Source organism: Treponema sp. J25, assembly GCF_004343725.1.
In the GTDB taxonomy this organism is placed as follows: domain Bacteria; phylum Spirochaetota; class Spirochaetia; order Treponematales; family Breznakiellaceae; genus J25.
Genome location: NZ_PTQW01000012.1, coordinates 58898 through 78625 on the forward strand (window position 1 = coordinate 58898; position 19728 = coordinate 78625).

The window sequence follows — 19728 nt, forward strand, 5'->3', positions numbered from 1 at the left end:
AAAAGAACATATTAAAATTGTCAGTATGATACTCATTACTGCCTTAGCTTTTGCGGGGGCATTTCAAGGGGTACTCATTCTTCTGCTTATTTTGACTAAATATCGACACCCTAAGAATTTTGCCCTGGCTCTTCTTGTGTTATTCTTTTCCCTTCGTTTGGGTACCATCCCTACCTGGAATGCATCGATTATGGCAGAGCATCGATGGTTGTGGCCGGTCCTTACAACACTGCCCTTCTTATTCGGGCCCCTTCTCCTGTGGGCGGTCTATTCTATCGGAGAACATGAAACAACCACCCTTCCTGGTTTATGGGTGCATTTTATTCCCTACGGTATAAGTGTGGTTGGTCTTTCAATCTTTATTTTCTTCACCCCAAACCACACATACCAGGCATTTATCCAGCAAATATTTTACAAGACTCCTCCCCTCTGGGCGATGATTTTTAACTGCAGTAAGGTGTTGCTCAACATCTCATATGTGAGCGCCGCTCTCATTCTCTCCTTTGGGAAAAGAAGCAGGCGGCTTTCTTCGATTCATCGTTTGTGGCTAAGGCTGCTCACCATTACTTCTGGAATAACCCTGCTTTTTTTCTCCTACGTAGCGTTACATCCCCAGGCAACAGCGAATTTTACCACAGGGAATATCCTCCCCTTTCTGTTTCTCGCCATAACGATGGCCCTTTTATTATATGGAATTACCTTTCTGGTGCTTCTTTCGCCGGCTTTTCTCGAAGAAGGGGGTATTCCCCTTTCGTATAAAGGAGTTTCTCCTTGCCTCGAAGAAGAGTGTAAGAATTTAGCCCAGCAGGCCCTGGATAAACTGCAGCAGGGGATCTTCAAAAATCCCACTATTTCTGAACGTCTTTTAGCAAAACAGCTAGCGGTGCATCCTAACAGACTTTCCCTGGCCATTAACTACACCTTTCGTCTTCCCTTTAGAAGATTATTAAACCAGCAACGGCTTTCGTATTTTCAGGAGGAAGTAAAAAAGGGGGCATTAGAGCATAAAAGTATCCTCCAGCTCGCCTATGAAGCGGGGTTCCCCTCTAAAAGCACCTTTAATAGAGTGTTTAAAGAAGAACTGGGAATAACGCCGTCAGATTTTGAAAAGGGGAAAAACCCCACGACTCGGGGAAAGAATCAACAAACAATGATGATGAGGTAAAAACTCATATTTTGGGGTCCCACCCGCACCCCCCTTCTTCTCTCCCCTGAGGAAGTAACCTCAACACCCTCTGGGGGACTCTCCGTTTAACATATTCACATCCCTTTTGCATGGTTGTATACTTTCCCTATGGATTATCACAGCATACCACCTGAGAAGGCCTATACCCTCCTTAATCCGGGGGGCATTGTCTTTGTATGTACCAGGAATGCCCTGGGTATCGATAACCTTGCTCCCATTGCCTGGTCCTGTCCCCTCGATTATGAGCCCGTCTCACGGGTGCTCCTCGTGCTCGACCCTGGCCACGCAACTACTCTTAACATTGAATACCAAAAAGAATTTGCCCTGGCCCTTCCTACGTATAACCAGAAACAGCTTGTGGAACAGACCGGTTCCGTTTCAGGCAAAACGGTGGATAAGTATGACCGTTTTGATATTCCTACGGTAAGGGGAGAAAAGGTACAGATTCGCCTTCCCGCCGATGCGGCGGCCTATCTGGAGTGCCGGCTTTTGCAAATTCAGCAGATAGGTTCGATAGCGGTGGTGGCAGGGGAAGTACTCTGCGCCCGGGCGGTAAAGGACGCATGGAAACTCCGGCTTCACTATGCAGGAGATGGACTGTACTACCGACCGGGAGAAGAGGTATAAAAATCTGGGCCCGGGTTTTTATGTACCCAGGCTCCTCTCTTCATGATAAGGCTATTCACCTCGTCGAATCTTGAAATAAAGGCTGTTTGTCACTTGCGCTGACTCTCTTTCCAATCGAGTCCCGCCTGAAGGTAGGCGTAAAAGGCTTCTTTGGGACGGCAGTCTTTATCCCACAAATAGAGGTTCTGCTTAAAGTCTTTATACAGAGGATAGTCATCACAGAGGCCAAAAACGGTGACACTGGTAATATTGCACGGTCCCCCGTTATCCGTATCCATCTTAAGAAGGAGATACATCATTTCATGGTAGCGCTGGGCCTGTTGTCGCAACCGTTGGGGCGTTATGGGCCCATCAATCTTAAAGTTAAGTTCCGTGACCTGCAGTTGTAAACCCGTTCGGGCAAATATCTGCAGCGTATTTCTAAAACTGTTCGGAGCGCTTGTGGAATCTAATTCAGGATACTCAAGTCCTACGGTAGGCTGAAGACCAATACCATCGATTAATCCTTTTTGCTTTAATGATTCCACTACTTCCAATATAGTAGAGCGTTTCGGTGGTTCAAAAACATTATAATCGTTATAAAAAAGGGCTACATTCTTATCGGCATATTTTCGGGCGTAAAAAAAGGCCTTTTCAATATATCCTGCCCCCATCGTCTGGTACCAGGGGCTATCAACCCTAAGGCCTCCCCCATCCGCTACAGCCTCGTTTACCACATCCCAACAATATATAACACCGGGATATTTTTTTTGGGTGTAGGTTAGCACCTGCTGAATATAGCTTTCCAGGCGTCGTTCCATGGTGCTGGCATCGGCCAGGGGTTTTGCCTCATCGTAATTTACATGAAAAAACCACCTGGGGGTCTGGACATGCCAGACCAGCGTATGCCCCCGCATTTTAATCGCATTCTCTTTACAGAACTGCAAAGCCGGTTCCACCGTATCGAATTTACATACCGGCAGTCCGTCGGGATTCTTCTTAGTGGCCCCTTCATCGAGCAAGTACACAGGCTTCATCAAATTGGACAGGGTGGTACTATTGAAATGCTTTTTTAACAGGGCGGCCATGCCTTCGTGGGTTATAGACGCCGTCTCATTAGAGATTCCATTGATGGCAGCTCCCATAAGGAAATAGGGAGCAAACACATCTTTTAAGGCCAGGTCATCCCGTAGTTCATAGGCGTCCAGTCCACGCCAGACCCCAGGGAGAGGTTTTGGCGGGCCTTTTTGAAGGGACGCTCCGACAGAAATTTCTTTTTCTGTGGTCATACAACTCATCATTAACAATCCTCCGAGCACCCATACAAAACTCTGTTTATACATAGACCCTCCTTTTGTAATATACTAGTATGTTACCCCAGAGCGCCTAATCTGTCAATCTTTATTTATTTTTAGAAGACCACCCTTTAACATTTAAATATCAAAAGCTTTCTTTTATTGAATTACGACTCCGAACTTAAGAGCTTTTTTGCACAATCAGGGCAAAGTCCATGGGACACGTTTTGCCCTTCCTTCGCTTCGATAAATTCTTCTACAGGATACCACTGGCCTTTTTCATCCCGGATGCGCTTACAGTTGCTGCACATGGGAAGGATTCCCTCCAGGCTTGCGATGCGCTGCTGGGCCTCTAGGAGTTCCCGATACATCCGTTCTAGCTCCCGTGCCCGGTACAAAGAGGCTTCATAACTTGCAATAAGCAGGTTAAAGAGCTGGGCCCTGTTCGCATTCAATCGGTATTGGGTACCACCGATAGATACCGTAAATGCCTGATTTTGTTGATCCGCCGGGTCAAAAACCTTCCTATGAAGATGGGCTTCAATCCGTTCAAATAAGAATTCTTCTTTGTATGGCTTGGGGATAAAGCTATCGGCTCCACTCTCGATACCCCGAATGATGTCTTCTGGCTCAGAAAGGGCAGTGACCAGAATAACGGGGATGTGATGCAGTTTTTCATCGTTCTTTATAGCCCGGCAGAGGGCATACCCATCCATTTCAGGCATCACCACATCACTGATTACCAGATGTACCGGTTCAAGGAACAGAATCTTAAGCGCCCGGGCCCCATTTTCAGCGGCAAAAACCCGAAAACCCCGATGTTCCAGGAGGGACCGCAACGCCTGAGCCTGAACCTTGCTGTCTTCGGCGATAAGGATAGTGGGAACAGTATCGTTTTTTTCTATCGTTGGCTCCACCATTTGGTTCCTTCTTTTCTATCGCCGGCTCCTTTCAAAAGAGGCCCCATGGCTTTCCTCAGGGAAATGGCGATTTTTCCCCAAGGTAACGCCCCCACAGGGGGCCGTCCCCTCTTTTCTTCGCTTTTAGTTCGCTAGACGGGCCAATTCTGAACGTACATAGTCAATCAGGAAGCTCTGGGCTTCCTCAAAGGCTAGGAGGCGATTCTCCTTTTCTCCCCGGATTTTTACTTCTACCCTGGGAAGGTTCTTTTCGCCCACCACCACCCGCAGAGGAATCCCGATAAGGTCCGCATCCTTAAACTTAACCCCGGGCCGTTCATCCCGATCATCCACCAGGACTTCTATCCCTACTTTTTCAAGATTCGCGGCAAGCTCATCGGTAATAGTCTGGACCTGGCCATCATACTTGATGGGCACGATAATCACATGGTAGGGCGCCACCGACATGGGCCAGATAATACCATCATCATCGTGGTGTTCTTCGATTATAGAGGCAAGGGTTCGATCAACCCCTATTCCGTAACAGCCCATCAGGGGAATCTGGCTTTTACCGGCCTCATCCAGGTAGGTTACGTGCATGCTGACCGTATATTTGTACCCCAGCTTAAAGATATGGCCTAATTCGTTCCCTTTCTTTTCGTAAAGCGTTCCGCCACACTGGACACAACAATCGCCGGCCTTTACTGTCCGCACATCCGCTACCAGCCAGGCCGTAAAATCCCGACCATAGGCCACATGGGCATAATGGAGGTCCTTCGCGAGGGCTCCGGTAATAGCATCGGGCATATCAGTAACACTCTCATCAATCACGACAGGTACTTTGGTAAGCCCCACGGGACCCGCAAAACCTACCGGCGCGTCGGTAAGGCGCTCCACATCACCATCGCTGGCCAGTTGCACTTCCGAGGCCTTGAGCACTGCCGCCAGTTTTGTTTCGTTTACATCCAGGTCGCCCCGAATAGCCACCGCAAAGAACGCCTCGGGATAGGTCTTAGGCGCATCGGGCGCAGCCTGATGAGGCTGAAGGTGGGCACAGCCCGGGGCATTTGATAAATCGAGTTCCACATTCAGGGCCCGATATATGAGGGTCTTGATAAATTTAGTGGCATCGGTTTTAAGGAATGAACAGAGTTCTTCGATGGTGCGTACCGAAGGGGTTTCTATCTTTTCAATGGGGGGCGTGGTAGCCGCCCGGGACCTCGCTTCGTCCACCGTTCGCAGGGTAAAATCCCGTTGACAGGTGGCTTTTTCTACGTTTGCCGCGTAATCGCATCCTTTGCATAAGATAAGGGTATTGTCGCCTATCTCGCTTTCCACCATGAATTCTTCAGAACCGGTTCCCCCCATGGCGCCGGTGTCAGCCTTTACGGGGATAACCGTAAGCCCACAACGCTTAAATATACGCCGATAGGCCCGCCCCATGGCCTGGTATACCTCATCCAGGCTTTGTTCATTCGTGTGGAACGAATAGGCATCCTTCATGGTAAATTCCCGGCCCCGCATTACGCCGTACCGGGGACGGATTTCATCCCGATATTTAGTGTTAATCTGATAGAGCGTCAGAGGGAGCTGGCGATAACTGCTCAGTTCGTCCCGGACCAGGGCAGTAAAGGCCTCTTCTGCGGTGGGGGAAACCACGAAATCAGCACCGAGCCGGTTTTTTACCCGGAGCATGGCCTCGCCCATGGTATCCCAGCGGCCCGATTCCTTCCATATTTCCCCCGGCACCACCACGGGGGGTTTTATCTCCAGGGCCCCAATAGCGTCCATTTCTTCCCGAATAATTTGCTCTACCTTTCGAAACGAACGGAGCCCCAGGGGCAAATACGCAAAAAGACCATTCGATAACTTTCGCATCATGGCGGCCCGCAGCATCAACACATGGCTGGCAATAACCGCATCGGCGGGAACCTCCCGCAGGGTCGGAATAAAGGTTTGGGAAAACTTCATACCCCATAGATTACCCGGCAAAGGAGTCTTTAGGCAAGAGATTTCTTCCCAAGTGCCAATTGGAGACCCTGCATTGAGCCTCTTCTTTCTCAGAGAACCTATTGTTTCTTTATCGATCCCAGGGTTTCTTGAAGGGTCCCCATGGGGCAAAGGGCACACCAGGCGCGAGGTTTAAAGAAAAAACCCAGTAGAGAACTAATACCTACCGAGAGAATGTAAATAGCCCAAAAAATCCGCCCAATCTGGGCCCATGTCTGACCAAAACGGGCTATGAGGTTTATCATACAAAAAAACATAAACCCACAAAGGGCTCTCCGAAGCTCTGGCGCATACAACCACGGTGGCAGCCGATGCTTTCTGGAAACCTTCCCCAGAACCGCCGTAAGATAGGTGCCATTAGGGCATACCTTCCCGCAAAAATAACGGGTATACCGAAAACTAAGCCCCACCGCCAGAATTATCAACATGATCACCAAAAACCCCAAGAAAGGGAAAAAATAACCGCCCACACTTACTATTGCGACAAAAACAACCGATAGGACAGAGGGCCATTTTTTATGTTGGATTACGCTATCTGTTCTATTCATGATTTAAATATATATTATTTTGATAATATAATAAATACATCATACACCCCGAACTATCTTTTCGAACAAGAAAGAAGGGGTCCTGTTTTTCTTTATCCTAAATACAAGATTTTATGCTGCATGGTGGCGCCCCGGGAAAACGCGTCAGCGAGCAGAGATTTTCGCAGAGGCTTTTCTTCGTTAGAAGAGATCCCCAATTCCCAAAGGCCTTTTTTTCAGGAAGAACTATTTCTCCTTCCGGTATCGATACACATGGATGGATTCTTTCGTAACCAGCCCTTCTCCCATAATTTCATCCAGGAAGGGGAGGAGCATGTCTATCTTTTCTTCCTTGTCGACTATTTCAATTACAATAGGGAGGTCCCCCGAAAGGGTAAGGATCCCCGCGGAATGCATATGGCTGTGGGCACCAAAGCCCATAATCCCCCGTAAAACCGTAGCACCCGAGAGCTTTAGTTCCCGTGCCTTAAGAACTATCTGTTCATACACGGGCCGCCCATGATACATGTCGGATTCGCCCAGATAAATTCTCAGGAGCACATCATCTTCTTCAAAATGCACTGCTTACCCCCTCGCCTTATTTACCCTAGTATATCACCATTCTCTGCCAATGGGCTTACAAAAGTTATCCCCTTCCGGCACATACAGGTTCTTTATCCGTTATATTCTGTTTGCCTGGGCCAGGAGGATGCCAAGGACAATGGCTGCAAAACTTACCACATTGTTCAGAAAGAAATTCCAGAAGGCGGCCCCATATTGTCCCTTTTGTAAAAGGGTCACCGTTTCTAACGCATAGGTAGAAAAAGTGGTATAGGCTCCTATAAACCCAATGGTTATCAGGAAACGATAGTTTTGAGAAAGGGCGGCCCTATTGATAACCGTAAAAAAGAAGCCCATTAACAGGGAACCACTCACATTCACGACCAGGGTTCCCAGGGGAAAGGCCGTGAAAATTCGTTCTGATACAAAGCGGGACACCACAAAACGAAAAAGGGCACCCACACCCCCGCCTACGAGAATAAGAGAAAGGTTGATAAGATTCATGATGGGTATACTATAAGAAGACCAACAAAAAAAGACAATAATGAAAAAACCCATCCTTTTTTGCGGTTATCCGTCGCTGGTTATTTTATACCCCAGGCATTACAGTTATTTTCATGATAAGCAATTCAAAAGAAATACAAAGGTGGAAACAATCTTTCCTCATAGAACAAGGGAAAGAAGTCCACAAAAAACGCCTGGCAAGGGGGCTTTCTATTCAAGAATTATCCCGTATGATAGGTGTTCACCGTAATACCATAACCGCTATTGAACAGGGCAAACATGATTATTCATCTATGAAGGAGGGGGACCTTTAACACAAGCAGCACCATATTCACTTCCTACAAGGATGATACGGTCATGGGAGACACCAACCACGATGGCAGCGTTACCCAACCCACTGTTGGGGACTGGTACGGAATCTGGGATGATGATTTGAACAGCGGTGAATACAGAACAGGGGATAACATCACCTATGCGACCAATAACTAAACGGACAGACTAAAGAACTATAAAACACCCGACTATTTTTGTTCCGGCTACCCGCGTCTGGCGGGCCGCGCCCACAAGATGAACCCGCCTCTGGCGGGTAACCTGCCCCTGGCAGGCCGCATCCATACAGGTAGCCCATAAGGGCAGATCGCCTCAAGGGGACCCCTCAGACCGAAGGATCTTCAAGACTGTTGTTACACTCACCGGTAGTCCTAATTCTCGTTGTAACCGCATTGTACTTTTTCGTTTGCCTGCTCAAGCTCCTTGACCGCACAGGTATGAGTTTAAATCGTATCCATTCTCCATGGCTTCCTGGTTCGAGGGCTTTTGTGTGGTCTACGGCTTTGTTCCACAAGCCCCTCTTTCTTCTCAGCGCCATATCATCTTACCTATTTCCTCACTGTTTTCTTTGTGGTGCCATACAATTTCGCGGTGGGTTTGATGCCGTGTGTTAGTACGGCTTCCACTAATTCAAGTTGTGCCTCATACCGGTCTTTACTTGTTTTGATAAAGCCATAATACTTCATGGTATACACGGTGTTCTCCTGTAGAGGATTTGTTTGTATTACCATTCTACCTCCATCCGTCGGATCGGGGTAGGCCCAGGGGGCCATGTATGTTTATACATACCAGATTGACTAATACCTCAGGAGGAATTATGAAAAAGACTGCGATGATTTTACACGTATTTGTGTTTGCACTTACACTGCATGCACAAAAAATTGTTGGTACAACAACGGAAGATATATTGCAAATTGGAGTCATTGATGGAAAAACTCCAGTGTATGTTTCAAAAACAATAAAAGAGGGACTTATATCAACAATTGTTGAATATTATGTCACAATAGGCAAGGAAAAAGCTGGTCCCTATGATGTTGTTGGTAGGTTAACTTTTTCTCCCGATGGAAAAACACTGGCTTATGGTGCACAAATTGATAACAAATGGTGTGTTTTTGCTGGCAAGGAAAAAGCCGGCCCCTATGATGGTGTTGGTTGGTTAACTTTTTCTCCCGATGGAAAGACACTGGCTTACAAGGCGGAAATTGATGAGGAGTACTATACTAAAATACTAACCAATGGAAAGGAATATATTGGATCAACTGTTAATGGTGTTGTTATCTATGTAGATAATGGTACTATATACATCAAGTAGTACTCCATTGTGCGCTTCAACCAGACTGTTCTTGATGAGTTTTTTAGAATCGTATTTCGACAGAAGCTCTATGAAAGCGTAGAATCCCTTCAAGAGGATCTCGACCAGTGGCTGCATGAGTATACCTATGAAAGGCCCCATCTCGGGTATAGGAACCAGGGACGTCGTCCCTGGGAAACGATAGACCTGTTCCTGAAAGGAACATTAAAATTGTAAATAAAGAAGGTTAGGAATACATATTCAGCAGCATCGAACCTTTTTTGACTTTGCAGTTCCACAATCGCAATCGCAGTTTGGTTCCCCGCCTTTTAATAAACCGCCAATCACTGCGGCGGTGCAGCCGACCCCACTGGTTACGGTGAGTGCGCTGACGGGGCAGTTACGGGCACAGGCGCCGCATTCCATACAGCGGCCACGGTCAGCGATACGGGCCTTACCTTCCGCAAAGGAAAACACATTATGGGGACAGACCTCACAGCACATAAGACAGCCTATACATTTTTCAGTATCAAGCGTAAGACTTTGCCCGGCTAATATGTATCGGAATTCCATTGACCTACCCCTTCATTAAAAACATACTCAAGCGGACGGCTATAATAACTATCCCTGCAAGAGCAGCCGTTATCATAATTGGCAGACCGACTTTCACTTCCCATTTTACCCCTGTTAAATTGGTAAATGTGGAGGACCCGGTAAAGTTCATCGATATAAAAGATATTAGGCTTGTGGAAAGTAAAAAGTAAGAAGCAGCTTCCATACCGTTAAGGCGAAATATTCCAATGGCAAACAAGCTCCAGGAGGAACCAAGAACACAGCCCTTGAGGGCAAAGGCCTTAAAGGGCAGGAGGGGCAGAAGGCAGGGAAAGAAAATGGAGCCTACAAGGAGGGGAGACAGGAACAGCGCCGCATAGCGGAAATACGCGGCAGGGGTAAGATTGCCTGAAAGGTACCAGAAAAGCCCAGACACCAGCAGAGCTCCCACCGCAAAGGGCCAGGCATGCACGAGTTCTACCGGTACAACCGCAAGCCTATCGGCGAGACGGAATTCCACCCGGCGCATCGCATCGGTCTTTTTCATCCCAGCCTTAAGAAACGCAGGAATATCCTTTGCCCGAACCGGCCCATATACAACCCGGAATCCCGTGGCTTTGGCAACTTCATGGGCGGCCACCCCGGGCGCTCCAAGCTGGGGCAAAATCAGGGTCCGATGCGAAACAAGGGAAGCCAAACCAACATTTTTAACCTGGCGGATGACCTCTTGTGTACCAAAGGTACCTTTCCCAGCGGCACACCATACATTGACACCCTTAGTATCGAGCACGAGAATCCATGCATCTATACCGCTGAGTTCCTTACGGAGGGCATCAAAACTGAGTTTATAGTTTGCGGATACGAGAACCATTGAGCTGGCTGTGGGATTGCCGCATGCATACAATCCCGGTTTTACCAAATACCGATTACGGCCAAAACCCCAGCGCACCTTCCATCCATCTATAATATCCCTCATACTCAGCTTGGTAGAAACTACCGGTATACTCTGTTGTTTTGTATTCGATAGGGGCCGCAATACCGCATTGCTCAAGTCAAAGCTCATCACCGGCCTCCTTGTTGTTTTGGGGGATTTTCATGCGAACAACAGGGAGCGCCTTCTTCCAGCCTTTTACGGCGCATCGCCTCAGCCAGGAGACTTACGGCTTCGAGAACCAAGGCCCATTTTTCTTTATCGATATATGCAAACAGAGAGCGATACGAATCGTCACATAAATTATGAATTGAATCGACTTTTGCTTTCCCTGTTTTCGTTAAGCCGATAGACACTTTCCGCCGGTTCTCCGGGTCTGGTTCCCGTCTGATATACCCAGCCTCATACAGGCTATCTGCAGTCCGGCTTAAAGTACTGACATCGAGCGACAGGGCCTGCGAAAGTTCAGTGAGGCTTGTGTTATTCCTTTCTTCTGTCTCAAGAAGAAAATGACATTGAGCTACAGTAACCCCACAGCAGTCAGTCTCCTTTTCTAGAACGAGACCTATTTCCCGTTCCAATGCACGCAATGAACGCCTAAACGCACGGATCGTTTCTGTATCAAGCACCTCTTCTTGCTTCATACAATACTTGTATTATACAATATTTGCAGATGTCAAGAGTAGAAAATCGAATTAACCCTCAACCACTCTATTAGTCGCTCCTGAGCAGCTTGGTATAGGCGCCGTTTTTCTTCGTAACCAAAAAAACTGATATCGATGCTGTTCTTGCAAAGCTGCAGGGCCTCTAAAAAAGTGAGCCCGGCCGGTGTCATGTGAGAAGCCTTGACAAACTCTCTACACAAGGTGGTGCGGGAAATGCCCCGGTTATCCGTGTTAAGGGTAACTTTTACTCCCCTCTCAAGGTACTTTCGTAACGGATACTCCTTATCTCCTCCCGCACGGAGTTCATAATCGCGGTATCCAATTATCTGAAAGTTTGATGAAGGACAGAGCTCAATCCCGATGTTTCTATCTACGAATTTTTTCAGCAGCGCTTCGCTATTAATAAGAGACAAGCCATGGCCGATTCGGTCCGAATTGAGTTCGTACACCGCCTCCCATATCTTATCCGCCTCTTGATTTTCTCCCGCATGGATCGTAATAGAAAGGCACTGCTGGAGAATCGGAATAAAGGCGTTCCTCATTTCATGGGGAGCGCGGGCGCTTTCGTCCCCTGCCACATCGAAGCCCTTAACGTAGGCTTTGAACAGGGCCTGAAATTCCCCATCCGGGTCCTCCGCTAAGGCCTCATACATTTCTACACTTTTATAAATTTCGCTCATCCTCCGGTGGCGGGAAGCAATGAGGATAACCCCCACCATAAGAGGCCCCCGATGGTGGTGCACGCTTTGTAAGATGGTTCCCAGAACATCCTTATATTGCAAACCCTCCTGTGTATAGTTCTGGGGAGAACAGCGGATCTCTAGGCCAATACAGCCGTCGCGCCGGGCTTTCTCAAGCAGGAGCACCACGGTCTCTTCAATAGCTCTTTTGTTTTGCAACAGGCCCGACCCCTGAAGGTCCCCCAGCCGTTCGTAGGCGTCAAAACCGATGGATGCAAAGTTTCGTTCATCCAGGAACGGACCATACCAGAGGTTTTCCAGTTCCTCTTCGTGGCCCTCGAAGGCGGCCAGGGTTTTAAGCCGTTCTTTGTAAGGGGTGTTCTTTATACGTGGGGAATCCTTTTTCCATTGGCTTACCACATCCCGGGCATGCTCCACGGGAAAGGGCCTTTCCCCGGGGTATTCTTCGAGGGCCTTCCGGGCAACCGCCACGGTATCCTTTACTTCAAGACATCCACCCAGATGACAATGGAGATCGATCTTGGGCAAGGGGCGGACATCCTCTTCTGAACGGATGACCCGCTCTTTAAAAGAGGTGATCCGTTCCTCATCAAGTTGCTGCAGCACAGGGAAGTTTTCCAGCAGGACCTGATCATGTTGATGGCTGAAGGTGTTGCCCGCCTGCTCTATCAGTTGCTTGCAGGTCATCACCAGCCGCTGGCCCCTCTCAAATTGATCGGGCGTTAAAAACTGCCGGGAACCTTCAACGGCAATACCAAAGGGATGGGAAATCAATTTTGATAAGGGATTCGCCCTGCTTTTGCCATACCAGATGGGAACAATAGGGACGATCTCATCCTGAGGAATGGTTGAGATATCCCGTTCCAGGAAGGAAACGTGCCCAGAAATGTTTGATTTACCTGGCGCCCCTCTTCTTGCGGTATCCAAAACATGGATAAAGGCATCGCAGCCGAAAAAAGTGCCCGCCTCCTGTAAATCGCTCACAATGGTTTTTCTGCCCGCCGCTATGGAGATGTAGAGGTTTTCTTTGTATTTGTCATGGGCCTTTTTTACGAGCCTGAAGGCCACTTCCCGGGAATACTCCACTTCCCATTGGGAAGTAATGTCCTCAAAGGGCAAAATGATAAATGAAAAAGTAAAGAGATCCCCCATACGCTGGTTCCAGCGTTCCAGCGCACCACAGAGGTCTTCCATATTGTTCTGTTTGGTGGAATAAATCCACACGGTTTTTACCGGATCCTGCTTAAAATGGTGTTGGTAGGCTTCATTTATTTCCTTAAACGCAGGATGATGTTGGTACAGGGGTATGGCTTCCATATTAGTGAAAGCCAAAACTTCCAGGATGATATCCGGTACATTACCCAAACTGGAAATTAATACGGCCATAGGTTTCTCCTTGCAGGATACCAGTAAATGTTTCCACCCTCAAGGATGGGAATGTAAAAGCGTCTCGCCCCAATTCTTTTATGATGGTTGATGGTATTTTTTCCCTTATCGTTGTGAAAACTGCTCCGCTGTAGTACCTTTTATCATATGAACCATAAGGCTCTTTTTCTTTTATGGCTAGGGCTGGGTATTGGCGGGGCATTCTCGCTGTACAGCCAGCAACAGGGGCTTTCCGAACAAGAACAGAGCGTACGCCAGCGGATTGTCCAAATCGCCCAGAAGTATATCGGGGCTCCCTATGTGTACGGGGCAGCTTCACCCCAGGGCTTTGACTGTTCCGGTTTTGCCTCCTTTGTGTACCAGGAAGCGGCCAACCTTGCCATTCCCCGGTCGTCTCAGGCTATCTGGATGAAAGGGTTTCCCCTCAGTCTCGAAAAGGCCCTCCCCGGAGACATCCTCGTTTTTAATACCTTTGGGAATATTCCCAGCCATGTGGCGATTCTTCTCCCCAATGACCAGATGATCCACGCCGTTTCCCAGGGCCCCAAAACAGGGGTTATCATCAGTCCCCTTGGGGATTCCTACTTTTCTCCCCGTTTTCTAGGGGTACGACGATTCATTGGGGCCCGTTCAACCTCGGTGGAAGAAAAGCCAAAGGACCAGGGCGCTTCGGGGGACAAGTCTCAGACTAAAGAAAGAGAAGAGAAAGGGGATTCCCTCGAGTTTGTCGGCTTTACCATCACCAACGATGTTATCGTCTATACCGACAAAATCCCCGCCCAGGTAGGTTCGACGATTCAATTTGTGATCACCAATGGTACCGGTTCGGACGGAATATTTCAGGTGCTTTTCTATAAGATGGACCTGGACCCTGCCAAAAATAAAACGATTCGGGAAGAACGGGTAACCCTCCAGAAGGGGGCTACCATCACCTTATCCCCTATCACCTTTACCGAAGCAGGGGATTACAAGCTGATCCTTAAAACACAGCACAATCTCAAACGGGTAGAACGCATCTGGAAGGTCCAGCCGCTGCGTTGAGACAAGGGCCCCCTTCTGTGCGGGCCAGCTTGTAACTTACTACTAAAATGCGGCGGTGGGGGCCCCGGACGGGGTGGAGGCCAGGGGCTCACGAAGCTCTACACCGCCCGGAAGCCCGCATGAATAGCTTCTAGATTCATAGGGATGAATTTATGCTTACCCTCGGGGAAAAATTTCTTAAGTATCTTTTCTGCCTCGGTTAGGCGTAATACCCCCGTTAATTTTGCCAGGGCGCCCAGGGCTACCATGTTAGCGATACGAAGATCTCCAATCTTCTCTGCAATGGCCTGGGCGTCGACCTTATACAATTGAATATCATTTCGGCCCGGATCTTGTTTTACAATCGTGCTATTTACGAGCATGATTCCGCCAGGACGCAGAATTTTCTCGCACAGGGAGAGGGAATCGGTGTTCATCACAATCACCGAATCGGCCCTGGTAACAAGGGGACTTGCGATTTCCTCATCCGAGACAATCACCCCCGCCCGGGCGATGCCCCCCCGCTTTTCCGCTCCATAGAAGGGGAAAAAGGTTACGTTCTTTCCTTCCTCCATAGCAAAATAGACCCACAGTTGACCGAGAGAAATGATTCCCTGGCCCCCAAAACCAGCAAAAAAAGATTTTTCAGTCATCAGGCTACTCCCTTTTTCGCGAAAGGTTCGTTTGACTCATCTTCTGCATGGCGAACACCGGCGGGCATCCCTTCGGCAACCTCACGGCATGCGACTGCATCATCTTGATAGATACGAGCGGCAGCCGCATCCTCATTCGCGGCAAGCTCATCCTTTATTTCCCCGAGGCCATAGTAGGGAATCATGTTTTTCTCAAGCCATTCGACCGATTCCCGGGGATCCATCTGCCAGTTGGTGGGACACTGGGAAAGGATTTCTACCATCGTAAAACCCTTCCCTTCCATTTGAGCCTGGAAAGCCTTTTTTATATACTGCTTTGTTTTTCGGACATTCACGGCGTTATTAACCGCCCCCCGGGCAAGATAACGGGTTCCCCCGAGGGTAGCAAGCAGTTCCAACACCCGAATAGGATAGCCCATTCCCGCCCCTTCAGGATCGCGGCCATAGGGGGCCGTGGTGGCCCTCTGGCCCACCAGGGTCGTCGGCGCCATCTGCCCGCCGGTCATCCCATAAATGGCATTGTTCACAAAAATGGTAGTAAACTTTTCCGCCCGGTTGGCGGCGTGAATAATTTCGGCTGTTCCAATAGCAGCCAGGTCTCCATCACCCTGGTAACAGATGACAAGGTGATCCGGTAGTACCCGTTTAATCCCCGTGGCAGCCGCGGGGGTCCGCCCATGGGGTGGTTGGACCGAATCAAAATCAAAGTAGAGATCCGCCCAGATAGAACAACCCACGGGATTCGTAATAATTGCCCGTTCCCGGAGCCCCATTTCATCTATGACTTCAGTGATAATACGATGTATAACTCCATGCCCACAGCCGGCACAGTACTTAGTGCTTACCCGTTTCAGACTTTCCGGATGTCCGTATAATTTCTTCATGGGAATCCTCCTTACCCTCGTCCCAGAAGCCGTTTTGCTTCCTCAAACACTTCTTCTTCTGTGGGAATTACGCCACCACAGTGAGCCAAAAGGTGCACCGGCGCCTGCCCGAGGACACTCAGCTTTACATCCTCTACCATCTGGCCCATGCTCATCTCCACCGTCAGGAAGGGCTTCCCCCTTTTGGCAAGCTGGGCCAGGGCCTTTTCAGGAAAGGGCCAGAGGGTTATGGGTCTAAAAAGCCCTACCCGCAGGCCCGCTGCGTCGGCAAGTTTCTTAGCCCCCAGGCACACCCGGGCCGCTGTGCCATAGGCCACCAGGATGAGATCCGCCTGGTCCACATCCACCGCTTCGTAGCGAACCTCCCGGGCCTTTATCTCTTCGTATCGCTGGAACCGCTGGCGTACCTTTGCCTCAAGGCTTTCGGGCACCAGATCGAGGGAGGTAAGGTGCCGGGCCTCCCGGCCGTGCATGTGGCCCACCGTCCAGTCTCGACGCGGCAGATCTGCGAGATCCCGCGATGGGGGTAAGACCACCCCCTCCATCATCTGCCCAATCATACCATCGGCTAACACGACAACCGGCATTCGCCAGGTATCCGCAAGGTCAAAGGCAAGATAGGTCAGGTCCGCCGCTTCCTGGACGCTTTTGGGGGCCAGCACGATGGTATAGTAGTCGCCGTGGCCCCCACCTCGGGTCGCCTGGAAATAATCGGCCTGACTCGGCGCGATAGAACCAAGACCGGGGCCGCCTCGCACCACATTCACCAAGACAAGGGGGATGTCCGCCCCCGCCGCATAGGAAAGGCCCTCTTGCTTCAGGCTTACCCCCGGGCTCGAAGAACTGGTCATTGCCCGGGCGCCGGCGGCACTGGCCCCATAGACCATGTTGATGGCCGCCACTTCACTTTCCGCCTGAATAAAAATCCGCCCTTTATCGAGCATGTTTTGGGCCATGTAGGCGGTTAATTCATTCTGAGGGGTAATAGGATAGCCGAAATAGGCCGTACAACCCGCCCGAATCGCCGCTTCGCCTATAGCCTCGTTCCCTTTCATTAAACGCTTTTCTTCAGTCATATCTCCATCCCTTCCTTACGGGAGATTTCGGGTAAACGCCCGTTCCCCCGAAACAAAGAACAAACACGGTTCTGCAACGGAGGTTCCCCTGGCAAGGAAAGGCTCTTCCCTTACACCTGTCCGCCAGGGGGAAAGAACCCCCTCATGGGGTCTCTCCCGCTTCGAGTTCGTACACTTCTATACACACATCAGGGCACACCTGATAACAGTTACCACAGGCAATACATTTTTCCACATACCGGGCCACCGCTGGATAGGTTCCACTGGAATTGACCTTCGTGTCAGGTTCGAGCACCTTTACCGGACAGGCCCGTACACAGAGGTAACACCCCTTACAGGCCTCTTGATCGATGATTACCTTTCCCCGTTTTGCCATATCCTATTCTCCTGTATTCATTGTATCATGTACTTTCCTAAGAAGTTAACCATTAATGTATCGGTCTTTTTGCATTTTTAAAAGTTAACTCCTCTATTATGGTGCTCTGGAGAGCCGCAATCTCTGATATTGGCTTCCCTAAAAGGCAAATCATCCTTTTATTGCTTTTCTCTGGCCCCAAAAGCTACCAGTAAGGCCAGGGCAATAGAAGCCCGCTTCACCTCCGCCGTATCGGCACGGCTGGTAAGCACCACCGGCGCAGCGGCCCCCATCACAAGGCCCGCCCCTTTGGCTCCTCCCAGATCGATAAGGGCCTTATAAAGAACATTGCCTGCCTCAATATCGGGGGCTACAAGGATATCCGCGTCTCCGGCTACATCACTTTCAATACCTTTGATGCGGGCCGCTTCTTTATTGACGGCATTATCAAGGGCCAGGGGGCCATCGATATAACAGCCTGGAATTTGCCCCCGGCGATTCATCTGGGAGAGAATCGCCGCTTCGGCAGTACAGGGCATCTTCTCACTATTAATCTTTTCAAGGGCCGCAAGCAGAGCTACCTTTGGCAGCGCTATCCCCAGGGCCATCGCACAATCGCAGGCATTCCGTATGATATCTACCTTTTCTGTTAGTGAAGGGGCAATATTGATGGCCCCATCAGTAACGATGAGTAGCTTATGATAGTACGGTGATTCTATAACCCCCACGTGGCTCACGAGCCGCCCCGCATGGAGGCCCGTTTCTTTGTTCAGCACCGCCTTGAGCAAAACCGCCGTATCCAGGAGCCCCTTCATCACCACCGAAGCACGTTTTTCCCGAACCAGACGCACCGCCGTAGCCGCCGCCTGGGTTACGTTTTCTTCGTGGATAAGCTCATATTCATCCAGGGGCAGGGCAAGGTGCCGGGCCTCTTCTGCAATCCTTTGGGTATCCCCCACAAGGATTGCCCGGGCAAGGCCTTCTTTCCGAGCTGTTTCTACCGCTTCAAGGACCTCCCTATCCTGGGCGGCGGCTACGGCAAGCACCGGCATGCCGCTAGGATTCATCGACACAAGCCGATGGGCTTCCTGGATGATACTTTCTATTGTTTGTAACATTTATCTTCCCTTTTCCTTCTTTATCGATACTTGTTCAATATTCTACAGGAATTTCCTCTCCCCGCAAGACCCGTAGGCCCGCATCCCGCAGGGCTTCCAATTCCCCTTCACCGGGATACACCGTTACCGGAGCAATCCAGGAAACCCTCTGGGTAAGGGCCGCCATCAGGGCTTCGTCATGGGCAATACCACCGGTAAGCAAAATGGCGTCCACCTTTCCTTCCGCAGCGGCCGCCAGGGCTCCGATTTCTTTCGCCACCCGGTACACAAAGGCCCGCAACAGGAGTTCCGCCTCCGCATCTCCCTTAGAGGCTCGCCGTTCCAGTTCCCGCACATCGTTGGTGCCCGCCAGATTGACAAAGCCCCCCTGACCAGTAAGCAGCTTCCGGATCTCATGCTCGGTGTATTTCCCTGAAAAACAGAGGGTCACCAGGTCTCCGGCGGGAATGGTCCCCGCCCGTTCAGGCGCAAAGGGCCCTTCGCCATCAAGCCCGTTGTTCACATCGACCACCCGTCCCCGTCGATGGAGCCCCACCGTCACACCCCCTCCCATGTGGGCGATGATTAACACCAGGTCCTCGTAGCGTACCCCCTTTGACCGGGCATACCGGAGGGCCACCGCCCGCTGGTTTAAGGCATGAAAGATAGATCGTCGCTTTATCTCTTTTATGCCCGTAAGACGGGCTACCTCATCCAGTTCATCCACCACCACCGGATCACTGATATACGCGGGGATTCCCAGCTTTGTGGCCAGTTTATCCGCAATCAGGGCTCCCAGGTTTGACGCATGTCCCCCATAACAGGCAGTACGGAGATCCTGTTTCATTTTTTCATTAACCCGGTATATTCCATGGGGCAAAGGACGCACCAGACCGCCCCGGGCAACCACACAATCAAGGGCGTTAAGATCTATCACATGGTCTTCCAGGACCTTTAGAATGGCGCCTTCCCGAAAATCCAGTTGATCCGCCACGGTGTCAAACTGCTGCAGTTCAGAAACAGGATGGGCCACGGTGGCACTGAAAATGGTCTCCTCGTTGCGATACACCCCTACCTTTGTGCTGGTAGAGCCGGGATTAATAACCAGAATCGTATACGTCATCAGGGTTCAGTATACTCCCTCTTCTTTTAAAAAAGCAAGGAAAAATAGCCTTTAATATATATAAAGATATTTAAAT

General features: G+C 49.8%; 23 protein-coding genes and 1 pseudogene. 7 read left to right on the top strand and 17 right to left on the bottom strand.

The genetic code is table 11. From position 1 onward, the window contains the following. Positions 1–25 precede the first annotated feature (25 nt). Complete coding sequence (locus C5O22_RS03765; protein WP_132779859.1) at positions 26–1165, top strand: helix-turn-helix transcriptional regulator; 1140 nt, start codon at positions 26–28, stop codon at positions 1163–1165. Between the two features lie 129 nt (positions 1166–1294). Next, on the top strand, positions 1295–1813 hold the full coding sequence (locus tag C5O22_RS03770) for a flavin reductase family protein (RefSeq protein ID WP_132779860.1): 519 nt from the start codon (positions 1295–1297) through the stop codon (positions 1811–1813). Positions 1814–1902: 89 nt separating this feature from the next. On the opposite strand, the gene C5O22_RS03775 is transcribed toward C5O22_RS03770, so the two are convergent. From C5O22_RS03775 to crcB, 6 genes are all read right to left on the bottom strand, one after another. Further along, positions 1903–3135, bottom strand: coding sequence for an endo-1,4-beta-xylanase (locus C5O22_RS03775; protein WP_132779861.1), 1233 nt, complete (start codon positions 3133–3135; stop codon positions 1903–1905). Between the two features lie 119 nt (positions 3136–3254). Then, complete coding sequence (locus tag C5O22_RS03780) at positions 3255–4007, bottom strand: response regulator (protein ID WP_132779862.1); 753 nt, start codon at positions 4005–4007, stop codon at positions 3255–3257. 123 nt (positions 4008–4130) lie between these two features. Beyond that, positions 4131–5957 (bottom strand): proline--tRNA ligase, encoded by a 1827-nt coding sequence (locus C5O22_RS03785; protein ID WP_132779863.1) that lies wholly within the window; start codon positions 5955–5957, stop codon positions 4131–4133. Positions 5958–6055: 98 nt separating this feature from the next. Next, positions 6056–6544 carry a 4Fe-4S binding protein gene (locus C5O22_RS03790; RefSeq protein ID WP_132779864.1) on the bottom strand — a complete coding sequence of 163 codons (489 nt, stop codon included), beginning with the start codon at positions 6542–6544 and terminating at the stop codon, positions 6056–6058. Positions 6545–6769: 225 nt separating this feature from the next. Next, the gene (locus C5O22_RS03795) at positions 6770–7105 is read right to left on the bottom strand and encodes a DUF190 domain-containing protein (RefSeq protein ID WP_132779865.1); all 336 of its coding nucleotides are present in this window, start codon (positions 7103–7105) and stop codon (positions 6770–6772) included. A 99-nt stretch (positions 7106–7204) separates the two neighbouring features. Continuing rightward, the gene (crcB, locus tag C5O22_RS03800; protein WP_165910390.1) at positions 7205–7588 is read right to left on the bottom strand and encodes a fluoride efflux transporter CrcB; all 384 of its coding nucleotides are present in this window, start codon (positions 7586–7588) and stop codon (positions 7205–7207) included. Positions 7589–7701: 113 nt separating this feature from the next. On the opposite strand from crcB, the gene C5O22_RS03805 reads away from it, so the two are divergent. Both C5O22_RS03805 and C5O22_RS13730 read left to right on the top strand, forming a co-directional pair. Then, on the top strand, positions 7702–7902 hold the full coding sequence (locus C5O22_RS03805) for a helix-turn-helix transcriptional regulator (RefSeq protein WP_132779867.1): 201 nt from the start codon (positions 7702–7704) through the stop codon (positions 7900–7902). Between the two features lie 43 nt (positions 7903–7945). After that, positions 7946–8077 (top strand): hypothetical protein, encoded by a 132-nt coding sequence (locus tag C5O22_RS13730; RefSeq protein ID WP_279432188.1) that lies wholly within the window; start codon positions 7946–7948, stop codon positions 8075–8077. 389 nt (positions 8078–8466) lie between these two features. On the opposite strand, the gene C5O22_RS03810 is transcribed toward C5O22_RS13730, so the two are convergent. After that, positions 8467–8649 (bottom strand): hypothetical protein, encoded by a 183-nt coding sequence (locus C5O22_RS03810; RefSeq protein ID WP_132779868.1) that lies wholly within the window; start codon positions 8647–8649, stop codon positions 8467–8469. A gap of 86 nt (positions 8650–8735) precedes the next feature. On the opposite strand from C5O22_RS03810, the gene C5O22_RS03815 reads away from it, so the two are divergent. Both C5O22_RS03815 and C5O22_RS03820 read left to right on the top strand, forming a co-directional pair. Next, the gene (locus C5O22_RS03815; RefSeq protein WP_165910391.1) at positions 8736–9230 is read left to right on the top strand and encodes a WD40 repeat domain-containing protein; all 495 of its coding nucleotides are present in this window, start codon (positions 8736–8738) and stop codon (positions 9228–9230) included. Positions 9231–9236: 6 nt separating this feature from the next. Continuing rightward, a pseudogene (locus C5O22_RS03820) lies at positions 9237–9446 on the top strand (integrase core domain-containing protein); the annotation flags it as partial. A gap of 24 nt (positions 9447–9470) precedes the next feature. Here the strand turns inward: C5O22_RS03820 and hgcB are convergent. Genes hgcB through C5O22_RS03840 form a run of 4 tightly spaced genes read right to left on the bottom strand, consistent with a single transcriptional unit; the run spans position 9471 to position 13444 of the window. Further along, entirely contained in the window at positions 9471–9782 is a 312-nt protein-coding gene (gene hgcB / locus C5O22_RS03825; RefSeq protein WP_132779871.1) for a mercury methylation ferredoxin HgcB, read from the bottom strand. Between the two features lie 4 nt (positions 9783–9786). Next, on the bottom strand, positions 9787–10824 hold the full coding sequence (gene hgcA, locus C5O22_RS03830; RefSeq protein WP_132779872.1) for a mercury methylation corrinoid protein HgcA: 1038 nt from the start codon (positions 10822–10824) through the stop codon (positions 9787–9789). Then, complete coding sequence (locus C5O22_RS03835) at positions 10824–11336, bottom strand: MarR family winged helix-turn-helix transcriptional regulator (protein WP_132779873.1); 513 nt, start codon at positions 11334–11336, stop codon at positions 10824–10826. Before C5O22_RS03835 ends, hgcA begins: the two co-directional genes overlap by 1 nt. Before the next feature lie 32 nt (positions 11337–11368). After that, positions 11369–13444 (bottom strand): amidohydrolase family protein, encoded by a 2076-nt coding sequence (locus C5O22_RS03840; protein ID WP_132779874.1) that lies wholly within the window; start codon positions 13442–13444, stop codon positions 11369–11371. 147 nt (positions 13445–13591) lie between these two features. Here C5O22_RS03840 and C5O22_RS03845 point away from each other — a divergent pair, with 147 nt between their 5' ends. After that, positions 13592–14485, top strand: coding sequence for a C40 family peptidase (locus C5O22_RS03845; RefSeq protein WP_132779875.1), 894 nt, complete (start codon positions 13592–13594; stop codon positions 14483–14485). A 98-nt stretch (positions 14486–14583) separates the two neighbouring features. Here the strand turns inward: C5O22_RS03845 and C5O22_RS03850 are convergent, their stop codons facing one another. The 6 genes from C5O22_RS03850 to buk all read right to left on the bottom strand — a co-directional run bounded on the left by C5O22_RS03850 (position 14584) and on the right by buk (position 19652). Further along, positions 14584–15117: a 2-oxoacid:ferredoxin oxidoreductase subunit gamma family protein gene (locus C5O22_RS03850; protein ID WP_132779876.1), complete on the bottom strand. Its 534-nt coding sequence runs from the start codon at positions 15115–15117 to the stop codon at positions 14584–14586. Further along, the gene (locus C5O22_RS03855) at positions 15117–16001 is read right to left on the bottom strand and encodes a thiamine pyrophosphate-dependent enzyme (protein WP_132779877.1); all 885 of its coding nucleotides are present in this window, start codon (positions 15999–16001) and stop codon (positions 15117–15119) included. Before C5O22_RS03855 ends, C5O22_RS03850 begins: the two co-directional genes overlap by 1 nt. Before the next feature lie 11 nt (positions 16002–16012). Beyond that, the gene (vorB, locus tag C5O22_RS03860) at positions 16013–17077 is read right to left on the bottom strand and encodes a 3-methyl-2-oxobutanoate dehydrogenase subunit VorB (protein WP_132779878.1); all 1065 of its coding nucleotides are present in this window, start codon (positions 17075–17077) and stop codon (positions 16013–16015) included. Between the two features lie 142 nt (positions 17078–17219). Next, a complete protein-coding gene (locus C5O22_RS03865; protein ID WP_132779879.1) occupies positions 17220–17453 on the bottom strand; it encodes a 4Fe-4S dicluster domain-containing protein in 234 nt (77 codons plus the stop codon). A gap of 158 nt (positions 17454–17611) precedes the next feature. After that, positions 17612–18550 (bottom strand): bifunctional enoyl-CoA hydratase/phosphate acetyltransferase, encoded by a 939-nt coding sequence (locus C5O22_RS03870; RefSeq protein WP_132779880.1) that lies wholly within the window; start codon positions 18548–18550, stop codon positions 17612–17614. Positions 18551–18584: 34 nt separating this feature from the next. Next, positions 18585–19652, bottom strand: a complete 1068-nt coding sequence (buk, locus tag C5O22_RS03875) for a butyrate kinase (protein WP_132779881.1) — start codon at positions 19650–19652, stop codon at positions 18585–18587. Positions 19653–19728 lie beyond the last annotated feature (76 nt).